The organism is Sediminibacterium sp. FW305-C-269 (assembly GCF_058231045.1).
In genome coordinates this window covers 574,631-592,573 of record NZ_JBIQXQ010000003.1, presented here as the reverse complement: position 1 = coordinate 592,573, position 17,943 = coordinate 574,631, and the positions used below count along the sequence as shown (strand labels likewise).

General features: G+C 47.1%; 16 protein-coding genes and 1 other RNA gene. 2 read left to right on the top strand and 15 right to left on the bottom strand.

Annotation, left to right across the window (positions count from 1 at the left end; translation table 11 throughout):
• Positions 1–65 precede the first annotated feature (65 nt).
• From ACH3Y6_RS12540 to ACH3Y6_RS12520, 5 genes are all read right to left on the bottom strand, one after another.
• The gene (locus ACH3Y6_RS12540) at positions 66–647 is read right to left on the bottom strand and encodes a helix-turn-helix domain-containing protein (protein WP_490835958.1); all 582 of its coding nucleotides are present in this window, start codon (positions 645–647) and stop codon (positions 66–68) included.
• A 126-nt stretch (positions 648–773) separates the two neighbouring features.
• Entirely contained in the window at positions 774–1,841 is a 1,068-nt protein-coding gene (locus ACH3Y6_RS12535; protein WP_490835957.1) for an efflux RND transporter periplasmic adaptor subunit, read from the bottom strand.
• Between the two features lie 10 nt (positions 1,842–1,851).
• The gene (locus tag ACH3Y6_RS12530; protein WP_490835956.1) at positions 1,852–5,049 is read right to left on the bottom strand and encodes an efflux RND transporter permease subunit; all 3,198 of its coding nucleotides are present in this window, start codon (positions 5,047–5,049) and stop codon (positions 1,852–1,854) included.
• A gap of 21 nt (positions 5,050–5,070) precedes the next feature.
• Positions 5,071–6,462, bottom strand: a complete 1,392-nt coding sequence (locus ACH3Y6_RS12525) for a TolC family protein (protein ID WP_490835955.1) — start codon at positions 6,460–6,462, stop codon at positions 5,071–5,073.
• Between the two features lie 41 nt (positions 6,463–6,503).
• Entirely contained in the window at positions 6,504–6,842 is a 339-nt protein-coding gene (locus ACH3Y6_RS12520; protein ID WP_490835954.1) for a hypothetical protein, read from the bottom strand.
• Positions 6,843–7,025: 183 nt separating this feature from the next.
• On the opposite strand from ACH3Y6_RS12520, the gene ACH3Y6_RS12515 reads away from it, so the two are divergent.
• Entirely contained in the window at positions 7,026–7,763 is a 738-nt protein-coding gene (locus ACH3Y6_RS12515; RefSeq protein ID WP_490835953.1) for a hypothetical protein, read from the top strand.
• Positions 7,764–7,991: 228 nt separating this feature from the next.
• Here ACH3Y6_RS12515 and prfB read toward each other — a convergent pair.
• The 5 genes from prfB to ACH3Y6_RS12490 form a co-directional block, all read right to left on the bottom strand.
• A protein-coding gene (gene prfB / locus ACH3Y6_RS12510) for a peptide chain release factor 2 (RefSeq protein WP_490835952.1) occupies positions 7,992–9,081 on the bottom strand; the annotation gives its coding sequence in 2 pieces (ribosomal slippage) (positions 7,992–9,020 and positions 9,022–9,081; 1,089 coding nt in all).
• A 91-nt stretch (positions 9,082–9,172) separates the two neighbouring features.
• An RNA gene (rnpB, locus tag ACH3Y6_RS12505) (RNase P RNA component class A) lies at positions 9,173–9,547 on the bottom strand.
• A 66-nt stretch (positions 9,548–9,613) separates the two neighbouring features.
• Positions 9,614–10,639 (bottom strand): Smr/MutS family protein, encoded by a 1,026-nt coding sequence (locus ACH3Y6_RS12500; RefSeq protein WP_490835951.1) that lies wholly within the window; start codon positions 10,637–10,639, stop codon positions 9,614–9,616.
• Between the two features lie 135 nt (positions 10,640–10,774).
• Positions 10,775–12,475 (bottom strand): amino acid permease, encoded by a 1,701-nt coding sequence (locus ACH3Y6_RS12495; RefSeq protein ID WP_490835950.1) that lies wholly within the window; start codon positions 12,473–12,475, stop codon positions 10,775–10,777.
• Positions 12,476–12,662: 187 nt separating this feature from the next.
• Positions 12,663–13,628: a polyprenyl synthetase family protein gene (locus ACH3Y6_RS12490; RefSeq protein WP_490835949.1), complete on the bottom strand. Its 966-nt coding sequence runs from the start codon at positions 13,626–13,628 to the stop codon at positions 12,663–12,665.
• A gap of 114 nt (positions 13,629–13,742) precedes the next feature.
• Between ACH3Y6_RS12490 and ACH3Y6_RS12485 the strand changes: the two genes are divergently transcribed.
• On the top strand, positions 13,743–14,219 hold the full coding sequence (locus ACH3Y6_RS12485; RefSeq protein ID WP_490835948.1) for a hypothetical protein: 477 nt from the start codon (positions 13,743–13,745) through the stop codon (positions 14,217–14,219).
• 87 nt (positions 14,220–14,306) lie between these two features.
• On the opposite strand, the gene ftsY is transcribed toward ACH3Y6_RS12485, so the two are convergent.
• The 5 genes from ftsY to ACH3Y6_RS12460 form a co-directional block, all read right to left on the bottom strand.
• Positions 14,307–15,269, bottom strand: a complete 963-nt coding sequence (ftsY, locus tag ACH3Y6_RS12480) for a signal recognition particle-docking protein FtsY (RefSeq protein WP_490835947.1) — start codon at positions 15,267–15,269, stop codon at positions 14,307–14,309.
• A gap of 115 nt (positions 15,270–15,384) precedes the next feature.
• Positions 15,385–15,558, bottom strand: a complete 174-nt coding sequence (locus ACH3Y6_RS12475) for a DUF4295 domain-containing protein (RefSeq protein WP_490835946.1) — start codon at positions 15,556–15,558, stop codon at positions 15,385–15,387.
• 2 nt (positions 15,559–15,560) lie between these two features.
• Entirely contained in the window at positions 15,561–15,743 is a 183-nt protein-coding gene (gene rpmG / locus ACH3Y6_RS12470) for a 50S ribosomal protein L33 (RefSeq protein WP_161818574.1), read from the bottom strand.
• 29 nt (positions 15,744–15,772) lie between these two features.
• Positions 15,773–16,009 carry a 50S ribosomal protein L28 gene (gene rpmB, locus ACH3Y6_RS12465; RefSeq protein WP_490835945.1) on the bottom strand — a complete coding sequence of 79 codons (237 nt, stop codon included), beginning with the start codon at positions 16,007–16,009 and terminating at the stop codon, positions 15,773–15,775.
• Positions 16,010–16,279: 270 nt separating this feature from the next.
• Positions 16,280–17,905, bottom strand: a complete 1,626-nt coding sequence (locus ACH3Y6_RS12460; RefSeq protein ID WP_490835944.1) for an ABC-F family ATP-binding cassette domain-containing protein — start codon at positions 17,903–17,905, stop codon at positions 16,280–16,282.
• Positions 17,906–17,943 lie beyond the last annotated feature (38 nt).

The window sequence follows — 17,943 nt, the reverse complement described above, 5'->3', positions numbered from 1 at the left end:
AGAATTTGACTGTATTTATCTACTAATATTAAACTTTTGTAAAGAATTTGTTAACCAGTTCCTTATCAGATCACCCTTTCTTTAAACAGGTACACTACCAGCAACAATGCATCTCCCTCACCGGTATTGGTTGGGTTATGTGTTTCTGTTGCATCAAAAAAAAGGGAGTCTCCCGCTTCCATATCAAACAACTCCTCTCCGATCTGGTAACGGACATTTCCACTGATCAGGTACTTGAATTCAAAGGCATCGGTACTAACCGGCGCACGCTGGGCATTTTTGGCCAGGCGTAACAATACAAAATCCACATGATAATCGTGTACCGTAGTAGAAAAAAGACGCTGGTAAAAAAAACCATCCGCATTTTCTTTCTCAAAAGGCAGGTATTCGCTCTTTTTCCGGAAGATCACTTTGCTATCCGGGGTAAGCAGGTTGATATCTTTGAAGAAGTCGTTAAAATCAACGTGCAGGGAACTGATCAGGTTCAGCAATACGGGCAAAGAAGGAATGGCCCGGCTATTCTCTACCTGGCTCAGCATACCTTTGGAAACCCCGGCGGCTTCTGCCAGTTCTTGTAAAGTGATGTTCTTTTCCTTTCGCAGATCGCGAAGACGGTTACTGATCTGTATGATAATATCTTCTTTCATAAAATTATTTGCTGCTTGATAAATCTCAAGACAAGTTAACAGAAAACCAATGGATTTGATCAAATATCCCGTTGCCGATTGTCGAATCGACCCTGGCACAACGGGACACCTGATCAAAACACTGGATCAATGGGTTTCTTTGATCTCTTCGTTGGCCTTTAACAGAACTGAATCCCCCGCTTTTAAATTACCATATATTTCAGTTTTATCGGCCGCCTGGTTACCGGTACTGATATCCACTTTCGAAATTTTTCCCTTCCTGGCAAGCAGTACATATTTCCTTTCCGTTGAACTTACCACCGCAGATCTGGGAACCCATAAAGCCGATAGATTTCCCTTGGAATACAGTACCACATCTGCATACATGCCTGGCGACAGTTGTCCTTTGGGGTTGTTCACATCTATCTCCATTCTTTCACTGCGGTATTGAGCGTTTACATTGTTTGACCTTCTGCTGATAAATCCATTCAGCTTTACACCTTGCAACGCGCTGACATAAAAGGAAACCGTATCCCTGTTCCTGATATTGGCTGCAACCGTTTCCGGCACATCAAGCTGTAATCGAAGATGGTCTACCTGTTTCAGTTCCAGCATCGGTTTGTCCTTGGCCGTGGTACTTACCAACGCTCCGGGATGTACATTCCGCTCCGTAACCACCCCATCGAATGGTGCAGTTACTTTTACATAGTCCAGCATGGTCTGCTGCATCTTCCAGTTGGCATGTTCTGCATTACACATGGCACTATCCGCTTCAACCCTTGCTTTATAAGTGGAGATATCCAGTACGGAAACCGCTCCGGCCGTTTTGGCGGCATCCAGTAGTCGTTGATAATGTTCCCTGTCTATGGCGTAATCGGCTTTGCTTCTTGCATATCTTTCCCTGGCCTGTATCACTGCCTGTTCCAGCTCGGGTGCTTCCAGCGTCATCAGGAGCTGTCCTTTGCGGACGATGGAGCCTACATCAACGGTCACGGTTTTAACATAACCATTCACTTTGGGGAACACACTCACTTCCTGCCAGGCGGCAAGTTGTGCCGGCAGTTTGATCACTGAAGCTACACCACCCGTTTCTATGGCAATTTTTGCATAATCCATGACAGCTGTCTTTCCTACGGAAGTATCTGTCGTTTCCTTTTTTTTCTGTGTACAACCCAGCAGGACACACACAAAAAAAACGCTGATATAATATTTCATGTTGATTGATTTAATGATGAACATCTTCTGGTAATAAGGATACTGACTGATAGGAAGCGTTTTGCCTGATCCACCCATACACCAACGGCACAATAAACAGAGCGGCAAATGTGGAAGCAATCAATCCACCAATTACCGCGCGACCCAAAGGTGCCGACTGATCTCCCGCTTCACCCAGACCACTGGCCATGGGCAACATGCCGGCGATCATTGCCAGGCTGGTCATCAAGATGGGGCGTAAACGAATACTGGCGGCAATGATGGCAGCTTTATAGGGATTCCTGTATTCCATCCGTAAGCTTTCCGCATTGGTCACGATCAGGATGGCATTAGCAACCGACACACCGGTACTCATGATGATGCCCATATAAGATTGCAGGTTGAGCGTAGAACCGGTGGCGAGTAACAACAGCAACGCACCCAACAATACAGCCGGAACCGTAGAAAGTACAGCCAGAGATACCCCGAACGACTGGTAATTAGCAGCCAATAACAGCAATATCACTACGATGGCCACCAACAATCCGGTTTGCAAAGAGCCCAAGGTCTCTGTCAGCAATGACGACATCCCCTTCATATCTGCCATCAATCCGCGAGGCGGCTCTCCCAACGACCGTATCACTTTCTGCACTTCTGAAGTGGCCGTACCCAGGTCTTTTTTATGCAGGTTGGCACTGATGGTCAGGAATCGCCTGGGACCTGCCCTGTCGTATTCGCCCGGAACCGTATCCACCTGCATCTGCGATACATCCGACAAAATCGGTCTCATTTTTCCTTTCACCAGCGGAATGGATCCCAACTGCTCCAATGAATTCATGAGGTATTCAGGCACTTGCACCTGTACCTGGTAGGTATACGCAACTTTGGTATCCAGCCATTGGATCTTTTCGGTAAACCTGCTGGATGAAGTAGCATCAGTGATACTTTTTGCCACTTCGGACAGGTTCAGTCCCATCTGTGCCAAACGGAACCTGTCGAGGGTAATTTTCACTGTAGGAAAATGCAATGGCTGTGCAATCTGTACATCCCGTAGATAAGGAATCTTTTGCAAGCTATCCCGCAGCCGTTCCGTATAACTTTTAATTTCACCGAAATCTTTACCTGCCACCCTTATTTCAATAGGTGTGGCCGCACCCTGTGCCATGATCTTCTCGGTAAGTTCAATGGGTTCAAAGGAGATCCTGGTCTGGGGATAAGTCCTGGCGATATTATTTCTGAGTCTGTCTTTGAGCTCATCCAGGTTTTCATGATAATCTGCCGAAAGATTTACCTGTACGATCGCTTCATGCGTACCGCTATTAAAGATGTACAGGTTACTCGATCCATAACTGCTGGGGATCAACCCAACATATGCTGAACTCACAGCCAGATTACCATGCACCGAACTATCGATCAACGTCAGGATACCTTTCACAACCCTCTCCGTATTCTCCAGCCTGGTTCCATCAGGTTGTTTGATACGAATCTGGAGCTGTCCGTTATTGGTCCTGGGCAGCAGGTCTTTCCCGATCAGCAGAAAACAGGCCCCTGCCGCTATCATTGATATGATCAGGTAACTCACCACTATCAGCTTTCGTCTGGCCATCCATTTTTCCAGCAGGTTGGCCAACTGCATTTTGATGCGTTGAAAAAAACCATTCTCATCCGGATGTTTTCTGTCTTCCTCAGTATGTAAGGTTACTTCTTTTACTTCCTGCGGGTCCAAAGCCAGCCCTGCATGCGCATGTCCCTGGTTATGATGGTAATGGAACATCTCCTCTTTCAGTAACCAGTTCGAAATAACCGGAACAAGCGTTTGGGCAGCCACAAATGAGATGATCATGGCGAAACCGATCGACAAAGACAATGGCAGGAACATAGCACCCGGTACACCCGTCATGACAAAGGATGGTGCAAATACGGCCAGTATACAAAGCAGGATCAGCAGGAGCGGAAAAGAAATTTCTTCACAGGCTTCCAGTATCGCCTGCCGCTTGGTTTTGCCCATTTCAAGATGCTGGTGTATGTTCTCGATTGTTACCGTTGCCTGATCCACCAGCACACCAATGGCCAGCGCCAGTCCACTCAGTGTCATGATGTTGATGGTCTGCCCGAACAGGTGTAGGAACAACACACAACCAATCACCGCAACCGGTATGGTGATCACTACCACCAGGCTACTGCGCCAATCACGTAAGAACAACAACACCATCAGACCTGTCAACAAAGCCCCAAGCACGCCTTCGATCATCAGGCTTTTCACAGCATTCATCACGAATACGGACTGATCGAATGCATAACTCACTTTTACCTCCTCCGGCAGCAGGCTCTGCATCTCCGGGATCCTGGATTTCAGGGATTGCACCACATCCCAGGTGGATGCATCTGCGGTTTTTACCACCGGTATATAAACAGATCTTTTGCCGTTCACCAGGGCATAATCGACTGTTATATCAGCCGCATCTGCCACGGTTGCCACATCATGAATAAAAACAGAGGCAGACCCGTTGGTGGCGATGGGAATATCTTCAAAATGCTGCACTTTCTCTTCCAGCGAATTCAATGTGGTCACATACATCAGGCTATCCACACGGAGGTTGCCGGATGGTGTAATCGCATTGTTCCGGGTGATCGATTCCACTACCTGGTCAGGTGAGATATTATACCGTCTGAGTTTTTCCGGATCCACGCTCACCACAATCGACCTTGAGTTGGCACCAAAAGGCGGCGGTGCCGATAAACCGGCTACTGTAGAGAACATAGGCCTTACCCGGGTCACCGCCATATCGTAGATCTCTTTCAGCGACTTGGTAGAACTGCTGAACACCAGTTGCCCTACGGGTAAAGACGATGCATCAAACCGAATTACCTGGGGCGGTAAGGCACCGGGAGGAAAGAACTTGGACGCCCGGTTTACCTGTAGTGCTACCTGTGCGGAAGCTTCGGCCATATCCGTATTCTCATAAAAACTGAGTTTGATCAGGGTCAGTCCCTGTATGTTTTTGCTCTCCATGTTTTTGATGCCATTCACATATAGGAACTGGTCCTGCATACGCGTGGCAAAAAAACCTTCCATTTGCTGTGGCGACATCCCCCCGTACGATTCTATCACATAGATCGTAGGCAGATTCAGTTTCGGGAAAATATCAATAGGGATCTTCCGGATCGCCATGAAGGAAAAGAGCAACAACCCTGTAAAAAGAACCAATACCGTTATCGGTCTTTTCAATGCGCTACGCACCATGATTGATTAGTTTAGGGTTTGAATGAATTGATTGAGGGCACCGCTCAGTGCGGCCTTATTCAACTGCGCCAGGTACCAGTCGCTGATAGCTTCTATATAATCCGTTTGCGAACGGTACAACACGAATGAAGCATTCGTGAGATCGATCAGTGAAATCAACCCTGCCCGGTATTGCGCCAGTTTCTGATGGTAGGTATCAAGCGCTGACTTCAACTGAACCGGGTATTCAACAAGATTGGCTTGCAGTGTATGCAGAACGGTTTCCGTCTGCCGGTTGGCTGATTGTAACAAAGCCTGTTCCTGTTCCAATGCATAGGTACTCGCTTCCGTATCAAAACGGTTGATCGTCAATTTTGACTTGCGATACATACTATTGAAAAGATTATAGGTAAAAGCTACCCCAACCGCATAATTGAATCGCTGAAAACCCAGGCCATTGGAAAGAGGGGTGAATTTATCGTTGTACTGAATACTTGACCCTCGCCCCCACGCGCTACCCGACAACAGAATCCTGGGCAGGTAACTTTTACGGATCAGATCCTCCCGCGACAATAACAGGTTCCGCTGTTTGATATAATAGCCCAGCAGCGGATTGGCTGTTATGGAATCAGTCACACCAACAGGTAACGGCGTATGGATCAGGAACTGTTTTGCAAAACTATCTGCCTGCAGTTCGGTTACAGGAATGCCCGTATAAAAATGCAGCTGTTCCCTAAGTTGTTCCACCTGTGCCGCTGTTTGGTTATAGGTGATCCTGGTTTTAGACAGTTCGGCTTTGGCCTGCGAAGAATCTGCCCCCGCTCTCAACCCGCTTTTGGCCAGTGCACTTATCACGGTAAAAATGCTATCATACCGACGCACATTCTGCCGGTCAGCATCCAGCCGGTATTGCTGTTTCAGAATGGCGAAATAAAGTTTGGCTACCTGCCAGGCTACCAGGAATTCTTCCCGCTGCTGGTCAGCCACCTGTAAGTCTGTTATGGATTCGGCATACCGCACCTTGGAACGGTTCAAACCAAAATTCACCAGTTCGTACTCACCATACAGTACCGCAACATTACCGGTAGCAGCCTGCAGGGTATTGTCAGACCTGACACCGGCAGAAGTAGATGGTGTCATACCCATCGTGAAGAAACTGCCTGCCAGGGAATTATCAGAACCCAGGTTCAGTTGCTCGCTGAATTTTACTTGCGGTAAAAAAGACTGTTTGACATCAGCTACAGAAGCCTGGGCACTTTTCACCAGCGCCTGTTTCTGTAACAATACCGGAAGGTGCAAACGGGAGGCTTCCACTAATTCTCCCAATGATATTTTTTTTTGAGCGATGCCCGTATAAGAGAACAGGAGTATACATGTACTCAATACCCATACACGCTTTCTCGCATAGAAAGCTGTCATACACAAAAGTTAATGATGAAATAAAGTTGTTAGCCCTAAAATCAGACTACAACCGGCGGGCCTCTGAGTGAACAGGCTGAAAGAAATACTTCCGGATAAAACTGGCATAATTCAATACCCAGTGTCAATATCGGAGCATAGGATACTGTAAGTGCCATACCCAAAATTGGAACGGGGGGAAGCACTGACGGCTCATACCGCTTATTCAGGCGAACTTTCTGCTTAAACAGATCCTTAACGGGAGTTTGCTTTACATAAGAAGCCGATAACTTCTTACCATCCCTGTTCAGCTCAATGGAAGGGAATATTTTCTGTGAAAGATCGTGGTTAAAAAAGAGCTGAACCGTAAAAAACAACAGGTACAATACCAGTACAGGCATTTTGTAAAACCAATTAATCTGTTGTCTTTTTTGAAAACGCATGAATGGATTCAGGTGAATGATCAAAAATAACGGTATTCGTTAAAATATCTCCTAAAAAATAGGTCACCGGTATTCTCTCCGGGTTTTTCACATACTGTTAGTAAACAATATTGGACTTTCTAAAGTCAGTAAAGTAAATTAATGATTAAAAAGATCAATATGAAGACCTTATCACAGACCTGGTTTGCCGATGGGTACATTGATTTTGAGCTCAAGAAGTACACATTACTGGCTTACCTGCAGGAGATCAACCGTTATTTCTGCGAGAACAAACTGTATCCCCAGTTTGCCGACCTGATCTTTCACTACAACAACCTGGTGGCTTTTAAAGAGAACAAAAAATACCTGCAGGAGCAGTTTCCCAAACGGCTTACCGGTATACAGATCGAAAAACTGCAATTATTATACGAATCGCTGATAGAGGATGATGAACTGATGCAGGAACTGGAAGACATCATCAACTATGCTTCTTCCACCATGAAACGGACCATTACCAGTGGTTCAGAGATCTATGATTTTGTTGAGAACCGGCTCAATATCGAACCTGTGGGACTGGTGCCACTTGATCACAACGAAGGCTATTTTATGCTTTCTGAGGGACAGTGCCGCAATACCTGGGTATACCAGTACCGATTGAGTATTTTTGAAAAACACGATGAAAAATACAGGAGCATCAAAACCGAGTTCGTAGATGTGTGGCAGCGCAACATCGTGAACTCCTACCAGAATATCAAAGCAGAACTGCTCCGAAACCGCTCCGACCTGCCCAATCCGGCAGTATACGTGGTTGAAACAGAACTAAGTTTACCCATAGAAGAAACCCTCTTACCCATTGCCAAACGCAGTCTGGTAAGATATATCACGACTAAGGGGAATTAATAGTTAGAGCTACAACATATCTCCAATTGAACTATTAACTAACACGTTGTCCTCCTATTAACCCCTTAATATAATTGGAGACCCTCTGCGAAAACGCTGCTCCTCATGTTCGCTGCGGTAAAAAAACCTTACAAAAAGGCCGGTTGCTATTATTCGGGATGTTATTCACCGCAGAGAACATGAGAACAGGGAGTTTCCGCAGAGGTTTTAATAGAGCACAATACGTCATTAACTACTTTCCTTCTCCATCATCAAATAAGCCTTGATAAAACCATCCAGTTCCCCATCCATCACGGGACCTACATTACCTACTTCATAATCGGTACGGTGGTCCTTGATCATCTTGTAAGGATGGAAAACATAACTGCGTATCTGGCTGCCCCACTCGATCTTCTTTTTATTGGCATTGGTCGCATTCATGGCTTCCTGCCGTTTGCGCAGTTCCTCTTCATACAACCGGCTTTTCAGCATCTTCAACGCCAGTTCTCGGTTCTCACCCTGTGTACGCGCCTGCTGACATTCCACAATGAAACCACTGGGTATATGTTTCAGCCGGACGGCGGTTTCTACCTTATTCACGTTCTGTCCGCCACTGCCACCACTCCGGTAAAAAGCCCATTCCAGATCACTGGGGTTCACATTGATCTCTATGCTGTCATCTATCAATGGATATACGTATACTGATGCAAATGAGGTATGCCTTCTTGCATTACTATCGAAAGGCGAAATACGTACCAGGCGGTGTACCCCGCTTTCCGCTTTTAGAAAGCCATAGGCAAAATCCCCATCGAACTGCAGGGTGGCACTTTTGATGCCGGCCCCATCCCCTTCCTGGTAATCGATCTCTGTCACTTTCCATCCCTGCTTTTCGCCGTACATGCGGTACATCCGCAACAGCATTTCGGCCCAGTCCTGGCTTTCCGTTCCACCAGCCCCGGGGTTGATCTGCAATACAGCAGGCAATTCGTCTTCCGGTTTGTTCAAGGTACTCTTGAATTCGGCGTCTTCGATCTGCTGTATGGCATGGTCGTAGGCCTCCCTGGCTTCTTCTTCCGTTGCGTCGCCTCCCTTCCAGAAATCAAACAATACGGCAAAATCCTCCACAGCAGTATCTACCTGCTTGTACAGCTTTAACCAGTATTCATTTACCTTGATCTCTTTCATGATGGCCGTGGCCCGGGCATTATCATCCCAGAAACCCGGCGAAAGCGAGAGTTGTCTGTCAGTTTCTACTTTGTATGTGCGGTTCTCGACGTCAAAGAAACCTCCTCAGGACCAAAACGCGGTCCCTCATAATCTTAATCTGTTCCTGTGTCATAGGTGCAAATGTAAGGGAAAGCTATGAGCGATGAGCTGCGAGCTATGAGCTTGTTTGGCTCTTAGCTCACAGCTATCAGCTCGTAGCTAAAACAGCTACAAACCTCATAAGCCGGATTCTGTTTCTAAACCATCATTTATCTGGCCCCGGCATTACTGCCGTGATCTTGCTGCCTACCCTGGACCGCGCCGCGCCGTGAAGCGTGAACTCGGACGAGCCGCCCTCGAACGATCCTATACATGGCATTACAGCACCCAAGGTTTACCCGTGTTCCGTGTTACCACGGAAGACCGTGAGCTTTTACCTCACATTTTCACCTTTTCCACACCGAAGTGTGGTAGTTATTTTCTGTGGCACTTTCTCGTTCCTGCATTGCTGCAGAAAGCCGGCGCTTAACCGGTGGGTTGCCCTGCGCTGTCCGGACTTTCCTTGGCGCCTGAAGCGCCACGATGGTTCGGGTTTGTAGCAAATACAAAGGTACGACCTTTTTCAATGAGTGAATGAGTGGATGAGTGGATGAGTGGATGCTGGTTTAGTACTGGAAAAAGATCTCGGTGGCTCCGTAGCCGAAGCGGGGGTCGTATTGATTGATGAAGGTTTTTACTTCACGCTTGGTTTTCAGGATATCGTGAATCTCATCCTTTAGTTTACCGGTACCCACACCATGGATCACGATCAGGGATGGCTGGTGATGGGCAATGGCCAGATCGTACCATTTCTGGAACTCGTTCAGTTGTATGCCCAGTATCTCCAGGTTACTCAAATTTTCCCAGCTATGGGTCAGCTTTTCAATATGCAGGTCCACCACCGAACGGGCCGGTTCCATGTGCTGGCGGGCTTTGGAAGCTTCATACACTTTGAATCCTTTGGCGGCCAGCGAACCCAGTTCAAAATAAGGTTCTTCTGTTTTTTCAGGATATTCGGTGAACAGCTGGTACGAGAGGGTCGGTTCGTTGTTCTCCTTCATTTCCTCAATACGCTTGAACACCTGCTTGGGTTTTAGCTTGAGAGAAGTTTCATAATGTGGCGCTTTCCTTTTATCCGGGTTCATCAGCGAAAAATCAAAAGCAAAGGAAGGACTGTCGTTCACACGCTCAAAAGAAATATCGTGCAGGTAAAAATCATGGAAAGCCGCAATATCGGCACGAAGTTCAAAATCGGTCTCACCCAGGAACTGCTGCGTATACACGAAATGATAGGCCCTATCGGTCCTGTTCACCAGGTGGATCTTGAGCAGGTCAACCACTTCGTCATTGAAATCATCAAGAGAGAATTTGGGAATAAATGACAGCCAAACGCCATCTGCCAGCTTGATCTGGTTGGGCTGGGGTTTTTCTTTGAGCAGCTGATCCACATATACTTTCGGCTCCGGCTTTTTAGCAAAGAGTTTTTTCTCCGTAAACCGTTTGAAATAAGGGAAATCGATCTGGTCCATATAAGCCGGGAACTTTACGCCCCGTACTTCTATCATCACCATCTGATCGTTCATAATCTCTACCACCCTGCCCTCTTCATTGCTCAGCAGTACGATAATTTCATCACCCACCTGGTATTTCATACGGCGAAATTACAAAGAAGAAGTGGTTTTGCCCACCGGTATCCCTACCCATGATGGGCACGCTTCCCACCAATTCAACATTCACATTCAACATTCATCATTTCCCGCCTAGGCGGGATTCAATATTCGATATTCCTAAGCTGCCAGTTTGCTCTGCTTTCTTCCATAGAAGAAATAGATCAGCAGTCCCAGTCCCATCCACGCAAAGAACCATAACCAGCTGATGGCGGGGATCTCGATCATCAGGTAAAGACAGCTCAAGGCGCCTACCACGGGGATCACGGAATAACTGCCGATGAAACTCTTGACAGCAGTAACCACAGCAATCAGTATGAATACCAGGAACAATACTTCCTGGTAACTTTCCGATCCCATATTCGCAAGCGCATCACCTATCCGGTCGCGGAACAGGAAGATCGTCAGCAACACCAGCAGGGGTATCAGGTATTTGCCATTGATATACGGCAAACGGAAAGCGCCGGCACGTTTCGTATCCGTCAGTTTAGGCAACACCAGCACGCCAAAGCAGACCAGTACAAATGCGAATAAGGTTCCAATACTGGTCAGATCGGTCACCGTACTGCTTGATACAAACAGGGATGGGATCCCTACCATAAATCCCGTTACGATCGTTGCAAAAGATGGCGTATGAAACCTGGGATGGACTTTGGCGAATTTTTTCGGCAAAAGCCCGTCGCGACTCATACTCATCCAGATACGCGGCTGGCCCAGCTGAAACACCAGTAAAACGCTGGTAGTAGCCACCACCGCACTTACTGATATCAGGTAACCGATCTTGTTGAGGTGTAATTTTTCAAACACATAGGCCAGCGGATCATCCACTTTCAGTTCGCTGAAGTGCACCATACCGGTCAATACCAACGCGATCAGGATATACAGGATGGTACAGATCAACAGTGAATAGATCATGCCCCGTGGCAGGTCGCGCTGCGGGTTCTTACACTCTTCGGCAGTGGTAGAGATCGCATCGAAACCGATATAGGCGTAGAATACGGCAGAAACACCCGCCAGTACCCCGCCAAAACCATTGGGCAGAAAGGGATCCCAGTTTTTGGTATCCACATAAAAGAACCCGATGGCTATTACAAAAATGATCACACAAACCTTAAAGATCACCATCAGGTTGGTGCTCTTCTTGCTTTCCTTAATACCTATATAAGCCAGTATGGTGATCAGGAACACGATCACCAGCGCCGGTATGTTGAGGATCATCTTCCAGCCACCGATCACAGGGGCATGCATGATGGCATCATATCCCATTTTGGCATTCTTGCTCAGCGACTCCAGGGGTTGGCCGGCAGCAAGCCCTTTCATGGCTTCCTCATAACCTGCCTGTGCATTGCCGGCATTGGTGGCCAGCCATCCGGGAAGTCCGATATGAAACCCTTCCAGCAGGTTGTTGAAATAACCACTCCAGCTGATCGCAACCACGATATTGCCGATCGCATATTCCAGGATAAGTGCCCAACCAATGATCCAGGCCACCAGCTCTCCAAAAGAAACATAGGCATAGGTATACGCACTTCCGGCGATCGGTACACGGCTTGCGAACTCTGCATAACAAAGGGCACTGAAGCCGCAGGTAACCGCCGTGATCATGAACAGGAACACGATACCCGGACCGCCATTATAAGCAGCCGTACCGATGGTGGAGAATATGCCTGCACCGATCACCGCCGCAATACCCATAAAAGTAAGGTCCTTCACCCCCAACACTTTTCGTAAACCGCCACCACCGTGACCGTCACTCAAACCGGCCGCAGAATCGGCCACTATTTTTTCTATCGATTTTTTCCTGAAAACAGAATCAGACATGAAGTTGGTTTTGGGTGATCAAGATAGGAAAAAGTTATAGAGGTTAAACTGGATAGAAGGGTTAAAAGGGGTTAAAAGGGGTTAAACTGGTTAAAATAGTTAAAAGGGTTAAATGGCTCCAGGCGATATTCCATCTTTAACTATTTTAACCCTTTTAACCATTTTAACTACTCCCCGTCACCCCACATCAGTACTCACGTTGAATTAAAAAAGACGCCAGCTCTTCCAGCGGCTTTTTGCGGCTGGATACGACGGCTATATCTTCCAGGTGTTTCAATGCCGTTTGTAAGTATTTTTCTTTCAGTTGCACTGCCCAGGCATCCACACCGCACTGGCGGAAAATATCCAGCACTTTTTCCACCTTATCAGCCGGGTTCTGCAGCATCAGCGTTTCCAGTGTTTTTTTCTGCTCCGCATTGGCCACTTCCAATGCATGGATGAGCAGGAAGGTCTTTTTATTCTGGCGGATATCGCCGCCCACTTCCTTACCAAATTTCTCTGGATCACCAAAAGCATCCAGGTAATCGTCCTGCACCTGGAAAGCGATACCCAGGTTTTTTCCGAATTCATAGATATGTCTGCAGTTACCTTCGCTGGCACCGCCCAGTATGGCACCCATTTCCAGTGTAGCTGCGAGTAATACGGAAGTCTTCAGACTGATCATGTGGATATAGGCATCCAGCAACACATCAGGCATTTTTTCAAAATCGATATCCAGTTGCTGGCCTTCGCACACTTCCCTGGCGGTACGGTTAAACAGTTCCAATATACGTGGCAGGTACTGCGGATTAACCAGGTTCAGGTACTCATAGGCGCGGATCATCATCACATCACCCGTCAGCAAAGCAGTGTTCACGCCATACTTCCTATGTACGGTTTCCATACCCCTGCGCAGCGGTGCTTCATCCATGATATCATCGTGAATCAGGGTAAAGTTGTGGAACAATTCCACAGCGGTGGCCACATGCCAGGTATCTTTACTGATCTCGGCGAACAACTCATTGCCCATCAAACACATGACCGGGCGGATACGTTTTCCTCCCCAGGATAAAAAATATTCACCAGGCTCGTACAGACTTGCCGGTGTTTCCGGAAAATGCCGCATAGCAAAACGCTCTCCAAAACCGGCTACCAGTTCTTTAAATGTATGCATGCTACAAACCTAATTATAAAACCAAAAGCAGCCGCATTTGAACCTTAACTATTCTTTGCGGGGCCATTTTATATTTTTGGCACGGTTTTGTATCAGAGGACATAAAATTCGCTTATGAAACGACTATTTGTAGTAGCGCTGATACTTACAGGCTTTGTACAGGCGCAGGCACAACAGAACATGGGAACCGATTACCGCACCGCCCTGGGTGTAAAAGTGTATCCCGGTGCCGTTACCGTTAAACACTTTATCAACAAGAACGCAATTGAAGGATTGGGCTATATTTCCTCCGATGGCTTCCGGCTTACCGGACTTTATGAGATCCACAATAACCTGGGGAACGTAGAAGGACTCAAATGGTACGTAGGTGGCGGTGGACACGTAGGTGTCTGGAGCGATAGCTGGAAAAATCGTTATCCTACCCGTGAAAACGGACTGGCCATCGGCGTGGATGGTGTATTGGGACTGGATTACAAGATCAAAGGAGCCCCGTTGAACCTTAGCTTCGACTGGCAACCCTCTTTCAACATCATCGGCTACAATTATTTTGAAGGTGGCTGGGGAGGATTGGCGATCAGGTATACCTTTTAGAACAGATGAACAGACGAACAAGGAACAGATGAACGGATAAGCAGTATCTAATACTTCCGTTCATCTGTTCCTTGCTCATCTGTTCTTTTATTTATTCAAATTGAAGAGGCTGTCTACAAACTCATTTTTATCAAAGATGATCAGGTCATCGATCTTCTCTCCTACGCCGATATATTTTACGGGGATCTTGAATTGATTGGCGATGGCCAGTACTACACCACCTTTGGCGGTCCCGTCCAGTTTGGTAATGGAGATGGCAGATACATCGGTGGTTGCTGTGAATTGTTTGGCCTGCTCCAACGCATTCTGACCGGTGGAGCCGTCCAGCACCAGCATCACTTCGTGCGGCGCACCGGGAACGATCTTCTGGATCGCCCTTTTGATCTTGGCCAGCTCATCCATCAGGTGAGCTTTGTTATGCAAACGTCCTGCCGTATCAATGATGGCCACATCCGCTCCTTTGGCAACCGCACTGGCAACGGTATCGTAAGCTACAGCGCTGGGATCTGAACCCATGGCCTGTTTTACAATGGGTACACCCACTCTTTCGCTCCAGATGGTCAACTGGTCAACTGCAGCCGCACGGAATGTATCAGCCGCACCCAATACCACACTTTTACCGGCTTTTTTATAGTTATGCGCCAGTTTGCCAATGGTGGTGGTCTTGCCAACGCCATTCACTCCAACCACCAGGATCACATAGGGCTTTTTGCCTTCGGGAATGCCAAAGTCTTTGTACGACTGTTCCGCCGCATCCACCAGCATGGCAGCGATCTCTTCCTGCAATATCCTGTTCAGCTCATCGGTGTTCACATACTTATCCTGTTTCACCCGCTTTTCAATCTGCTCAATGATCCGGATCGTGGTTTCAATGCCCACATCCGCACTTACCAGGGCTTCTTCCAGGTTGTCCAGCACTTCCTCATCCACCGTGCTCTTGCCGGCAATGGCTTTGGTAATCTTGGAGAAAAAACTCTCTTTAGTCTTTTCCAGTCCCTGGTCTAAACTCTCTTTTTCCTTTTTTCCAAACAGTTTGCCTAAAAAACTCATAGCTGAATTTTCAAATTTTCAAATTAGCTCATTCCCAAATTCCCTTGCGCCTAAATACAAAAAGCCTTCCACACAAAGGGGAAAGCTTTCTGAATATCTTATACGCTGAAATCAATTATTTCTCAGACAGGAAATCCTTGATCTTATCCTTGTGGATGATCTGCTCTTTGAAAGTATAGGCACCGGATTTAGGACTGCGTACAGCCTTGATCACTTTGGTCCAGTTCTTTGCTTCAGCTGCAGCCTTAAGGTCTTTTACTTTCGCGTTTTTAGAAGCTACTTTAGCCATGATTATTTGATTTCTTTATGAACAGTTACTTTTTTCAGAATCGGGTTGTACTTCTTTAACTCCACACGCTCAGGTGTGTTTTTCTTGTTTTTGGTAGTGATATAACGGCTTGTACCGGGCTGACCGCTGGTCTTATGCTCTGTACATTCCAAAATCACCTGCACCCTGTTACCTTTCCTTGCCATTGTATTGCGTAGTTTGCTTTGTGAATAAGTTAGATTTTAACGCCTTCTGCTCTCATGGATTTGATCACAGTAGACAGACCATTCTTGTTGATGGTCCTTAATGCATCTGCTGATACTTTAATGGTTACCCAACGGTCTTCCTCAGCAAAAAAGAAACGCTTCTTTTGTAAATTCGGTAAGAAACGACGCTTGGTCTTGATGTTTGAGTGAGAAACACTGTTACCAACGATGGGCTTTTTACCTGTAACCTGACATACTCTTGCCATGACTCTGAATTTTTTTCCGATTTTTTCGGGAGGCAAAGGTAAGGAAATGCTCCAAAAAACCAACATCAGAAAACCTTTTTTTAAATATTTTCTTCACAAACGGGTAGAAAACCTGCTTGGAAATTTGATTTTCCCAGGTTTATCCACATTTTCTGTTGCAACCGGAGCTTTACAGCCCTATCCCACCTACTCCTCTGCCAAAACAAAGGCCGGGAATCCCGGCCCTTATATATACTTATTTACTCTATATACTGTATATACTTCGCTTACTTAACCATACATTTCCGCCCTCAACTCCTTCACCCTCGCGTCTTCCATGTATTCATCGAAGGTCATCAGTCGGTCAATGATGCCCTTGGGGGTCAGTTCAATGATGCGGTTGGCCACGGTCTGCATGAATGTATGGTCATGCGAAGTGATCAGTACCACCCCCGGGAAACTCTGACAGCCCTCGTTGAAGCTCTGGATGCTCTCCAGGTCCAGGTGGTTGGTGGGCTGATCCAGGATGATCAGGTTGGGGTTCTGCAGCATCATACGGCTTACCATACAACGTACCTTCTCACCCCCGCTCAATACATTTGTTTTTTTCTGAATATCATCGCCACTGAACAGCATTTTTCCCAGGAATCCACGGATAAAGGGTTCATCGGCATCGGTCACATGCGCTGGCACAAACTGGCGCAGCCAGTCCATCAGGCTCAGTCCCTCGGTAAAAAATTCCTGGTTCTCCTGTGGCAGGTAAGCTTTGGTTATAGTGGTACCCCATTCAAACTTACCGGTATCGGGCTGCATCTGATCATTGATGATCTCAAAGAAATTGGTCACGGCCAGCGGGTCACGGCTCAGGAAGGCGATTTTTTCGCCCTTATTGATGCTGAATGACACTTTATCGAACAGTTTCCTTCCGTCAACGCTCTTGCTCAGGTTCTCCACGTTCAGGATCTGGTTACCCACTTCGCGCAAGGGCTGGAAGATGATACCGGGATATTTACGGTTAGACGGTTCGATCTCTTCAATGACCAGTTTCTCCAGGGCTTTCTTACGAGAAGTGGCCTGCTTGCTCTTGGACGCATTGGCTGAGAATCGGGCGATGAAGTCGAGCAGGTCCTTCCGCTTTTCTTCGTTCTTCTTGTTCTTATCGCTGATCTGGCGTGCGATCAACTGGGATGATTCATACCAGAAAGTATAGTTACCGGTAAACACTTTGATCTTGGAACGGTCCACATCTGCCACATGGGTACAGATGGTATCGAGAAAGTGACGGTCGTGACTCACTACCAGTACAATATTCTCATAATCAGCCAGGAAGTTCTCCAGCCAGCCAATGGTTTCAATGTCCAGACCGTTGGTAGGCTCATCCAATAACAGGATATCGGGGTTACCAAACAGGGCCTGTGCCAGCAATACACGCACTTTGAAAGTGCTGGGGATGTCTTTCATCAGGCTCTGGTGCAGGTCTTCTTTTACACCCAGGCTGCTCAACAGACTTCCGGCATTGCTTTCCGCCTCGTAACCGCCCATTTCGCCGAACTCACCTTCCAGTTCACCCGCTTTCATACCGTCCTCCTCGGTAAAATCGGCCTTGGCATAAATGGCATCGCGCTCGTGCATGACTTCCCACAGGCGTTTGTGGCCCATGAGTACGGTATTCAGAACGGTGCAATCATCAAATTCGAACTGGTTCTGTTTCAGGACGGCCATACGCTCACCCGGGGTGATCTCGATGGTTCCCTTATTGGGTTCTATCTCGCCGCTGAGGATCTTCAGGAAAGTGGATTTACCGGCACCATTGGCACCAATGACCCCATAACAGTTCCCCTTGGTAAAATTGATATTTACCTCATCAAACAGTACCCTTTTACCATAGGCCAGGGTGATATTTCTTGCACTGATCATGTTTCTAACGCTGTTTTCGGCGGCAAAAGTAAGGCTTA

Excerpts from the sequence above, each read along its gene's own strand:
- ACH3Y6_RS12540 (WP_490835958.1), bottom strand. The coding sequence starts at position 647 with ATGAAAGAAGATATTATCATACAGATCAGTAACCGTCTTCGCGATCTG.
- ACH3Y6_RS12535 (WP_490835957.1), bottom strand. The coding sequence starts at position 1,841 with ATGAAATATTATATCAGCGTTTTTTTTGTGTGTGTCCTGCTGGGTTGT.
- ACH3Y6_RS12525 (WP_490835955.1), bottom strand. The coding sequence starts at position 6,462 with ATGACAGCTTTCTATGCGAGAAAGCGTGTATGGGTATTGAGTACATGT.
- ACH3Y6_RS12520 (WP_490835954.1), bottom strand. The coding sequence starts at position 6,842 with ATGCCTGTACTGGTATTGTACCTGTTGTTTTTTACGGTTCAGCTCTTT.
- ACH3Y6_RS12515 (WP_490835953.1), top strand. The coding sequence starts at position 7,026 with ATGATTAAAAAGATCAATATGAAGACCTTATCACAGACCTGGTTTGCC.
- ACH3Y6_RS12500 (WP_490835951.1), bottom strand. The coding sequence starts at position 10,639 with ATGAAATACCAGGTGGGTGATGAAATTATCGTACTGCTGAGCAATGAA.
- ACH3Y6_RS12495 (WP_490835950.1), bottom strand. The coding sequence starts at position 12,475 with ATGTCTGATTCTGTTTTCAGGAAAAAATCGATAGAAAAAATAGTGGCC.
- ACH3Y6_RS12490 (WP_490835949.1), bottom strand. The coding sequence starts at position 13,628 with ATGCATACATTTAAAGAACTGGTAGCCGGTTTTGGAGAGCGTTTTGCT.
- ACH3Y6_RS12485 (WP_490835948.1), top strand. The coding sequence starts at position 13,743 with ATGAAACGACTATTTGTAGTAGCGCTGATACTTACAGGCTTTGTACAG.
- ftsY (WP_490835947.1), bottom strand. The coding sequence starts at position 15,269 with ATGAGTTTTTTAGGCAAACTGTTTGGAAAAAAGGAAAAAGAGAGTTTA.
- ACH3Y6_RS12475 (WP_490835946.1), bottom strand. The coding sequence starts at position 15,558 with ATGGCTAAAGTAGCTTCTAAAAACGCGAAAGTAAAAGACCTTAAGGCT.
- rpmG (WP_161818574.1), bottom strand. The coding sequence starts at position 15,743 with ATGGCAAGGAAAGGTAACAGGGTGCAGGTGATTTTGGAATGTACAGAG.
- rpmB (WP_490835945.1), bottom strand. The coding sequence starts at position 16,009 with ATGGCAAGAGTATGTCAGGTTACAGGTAAAAAGCCCATCGTTGGTAAC.
- ACH3Y6_RS12460 (WP_490835944.1), bottom strand. The coding sequence starts at position 17,905 with ATGATCAGTGCAAGAAATATCACCCTGGCCTATGGTAAAAGGGTACTG.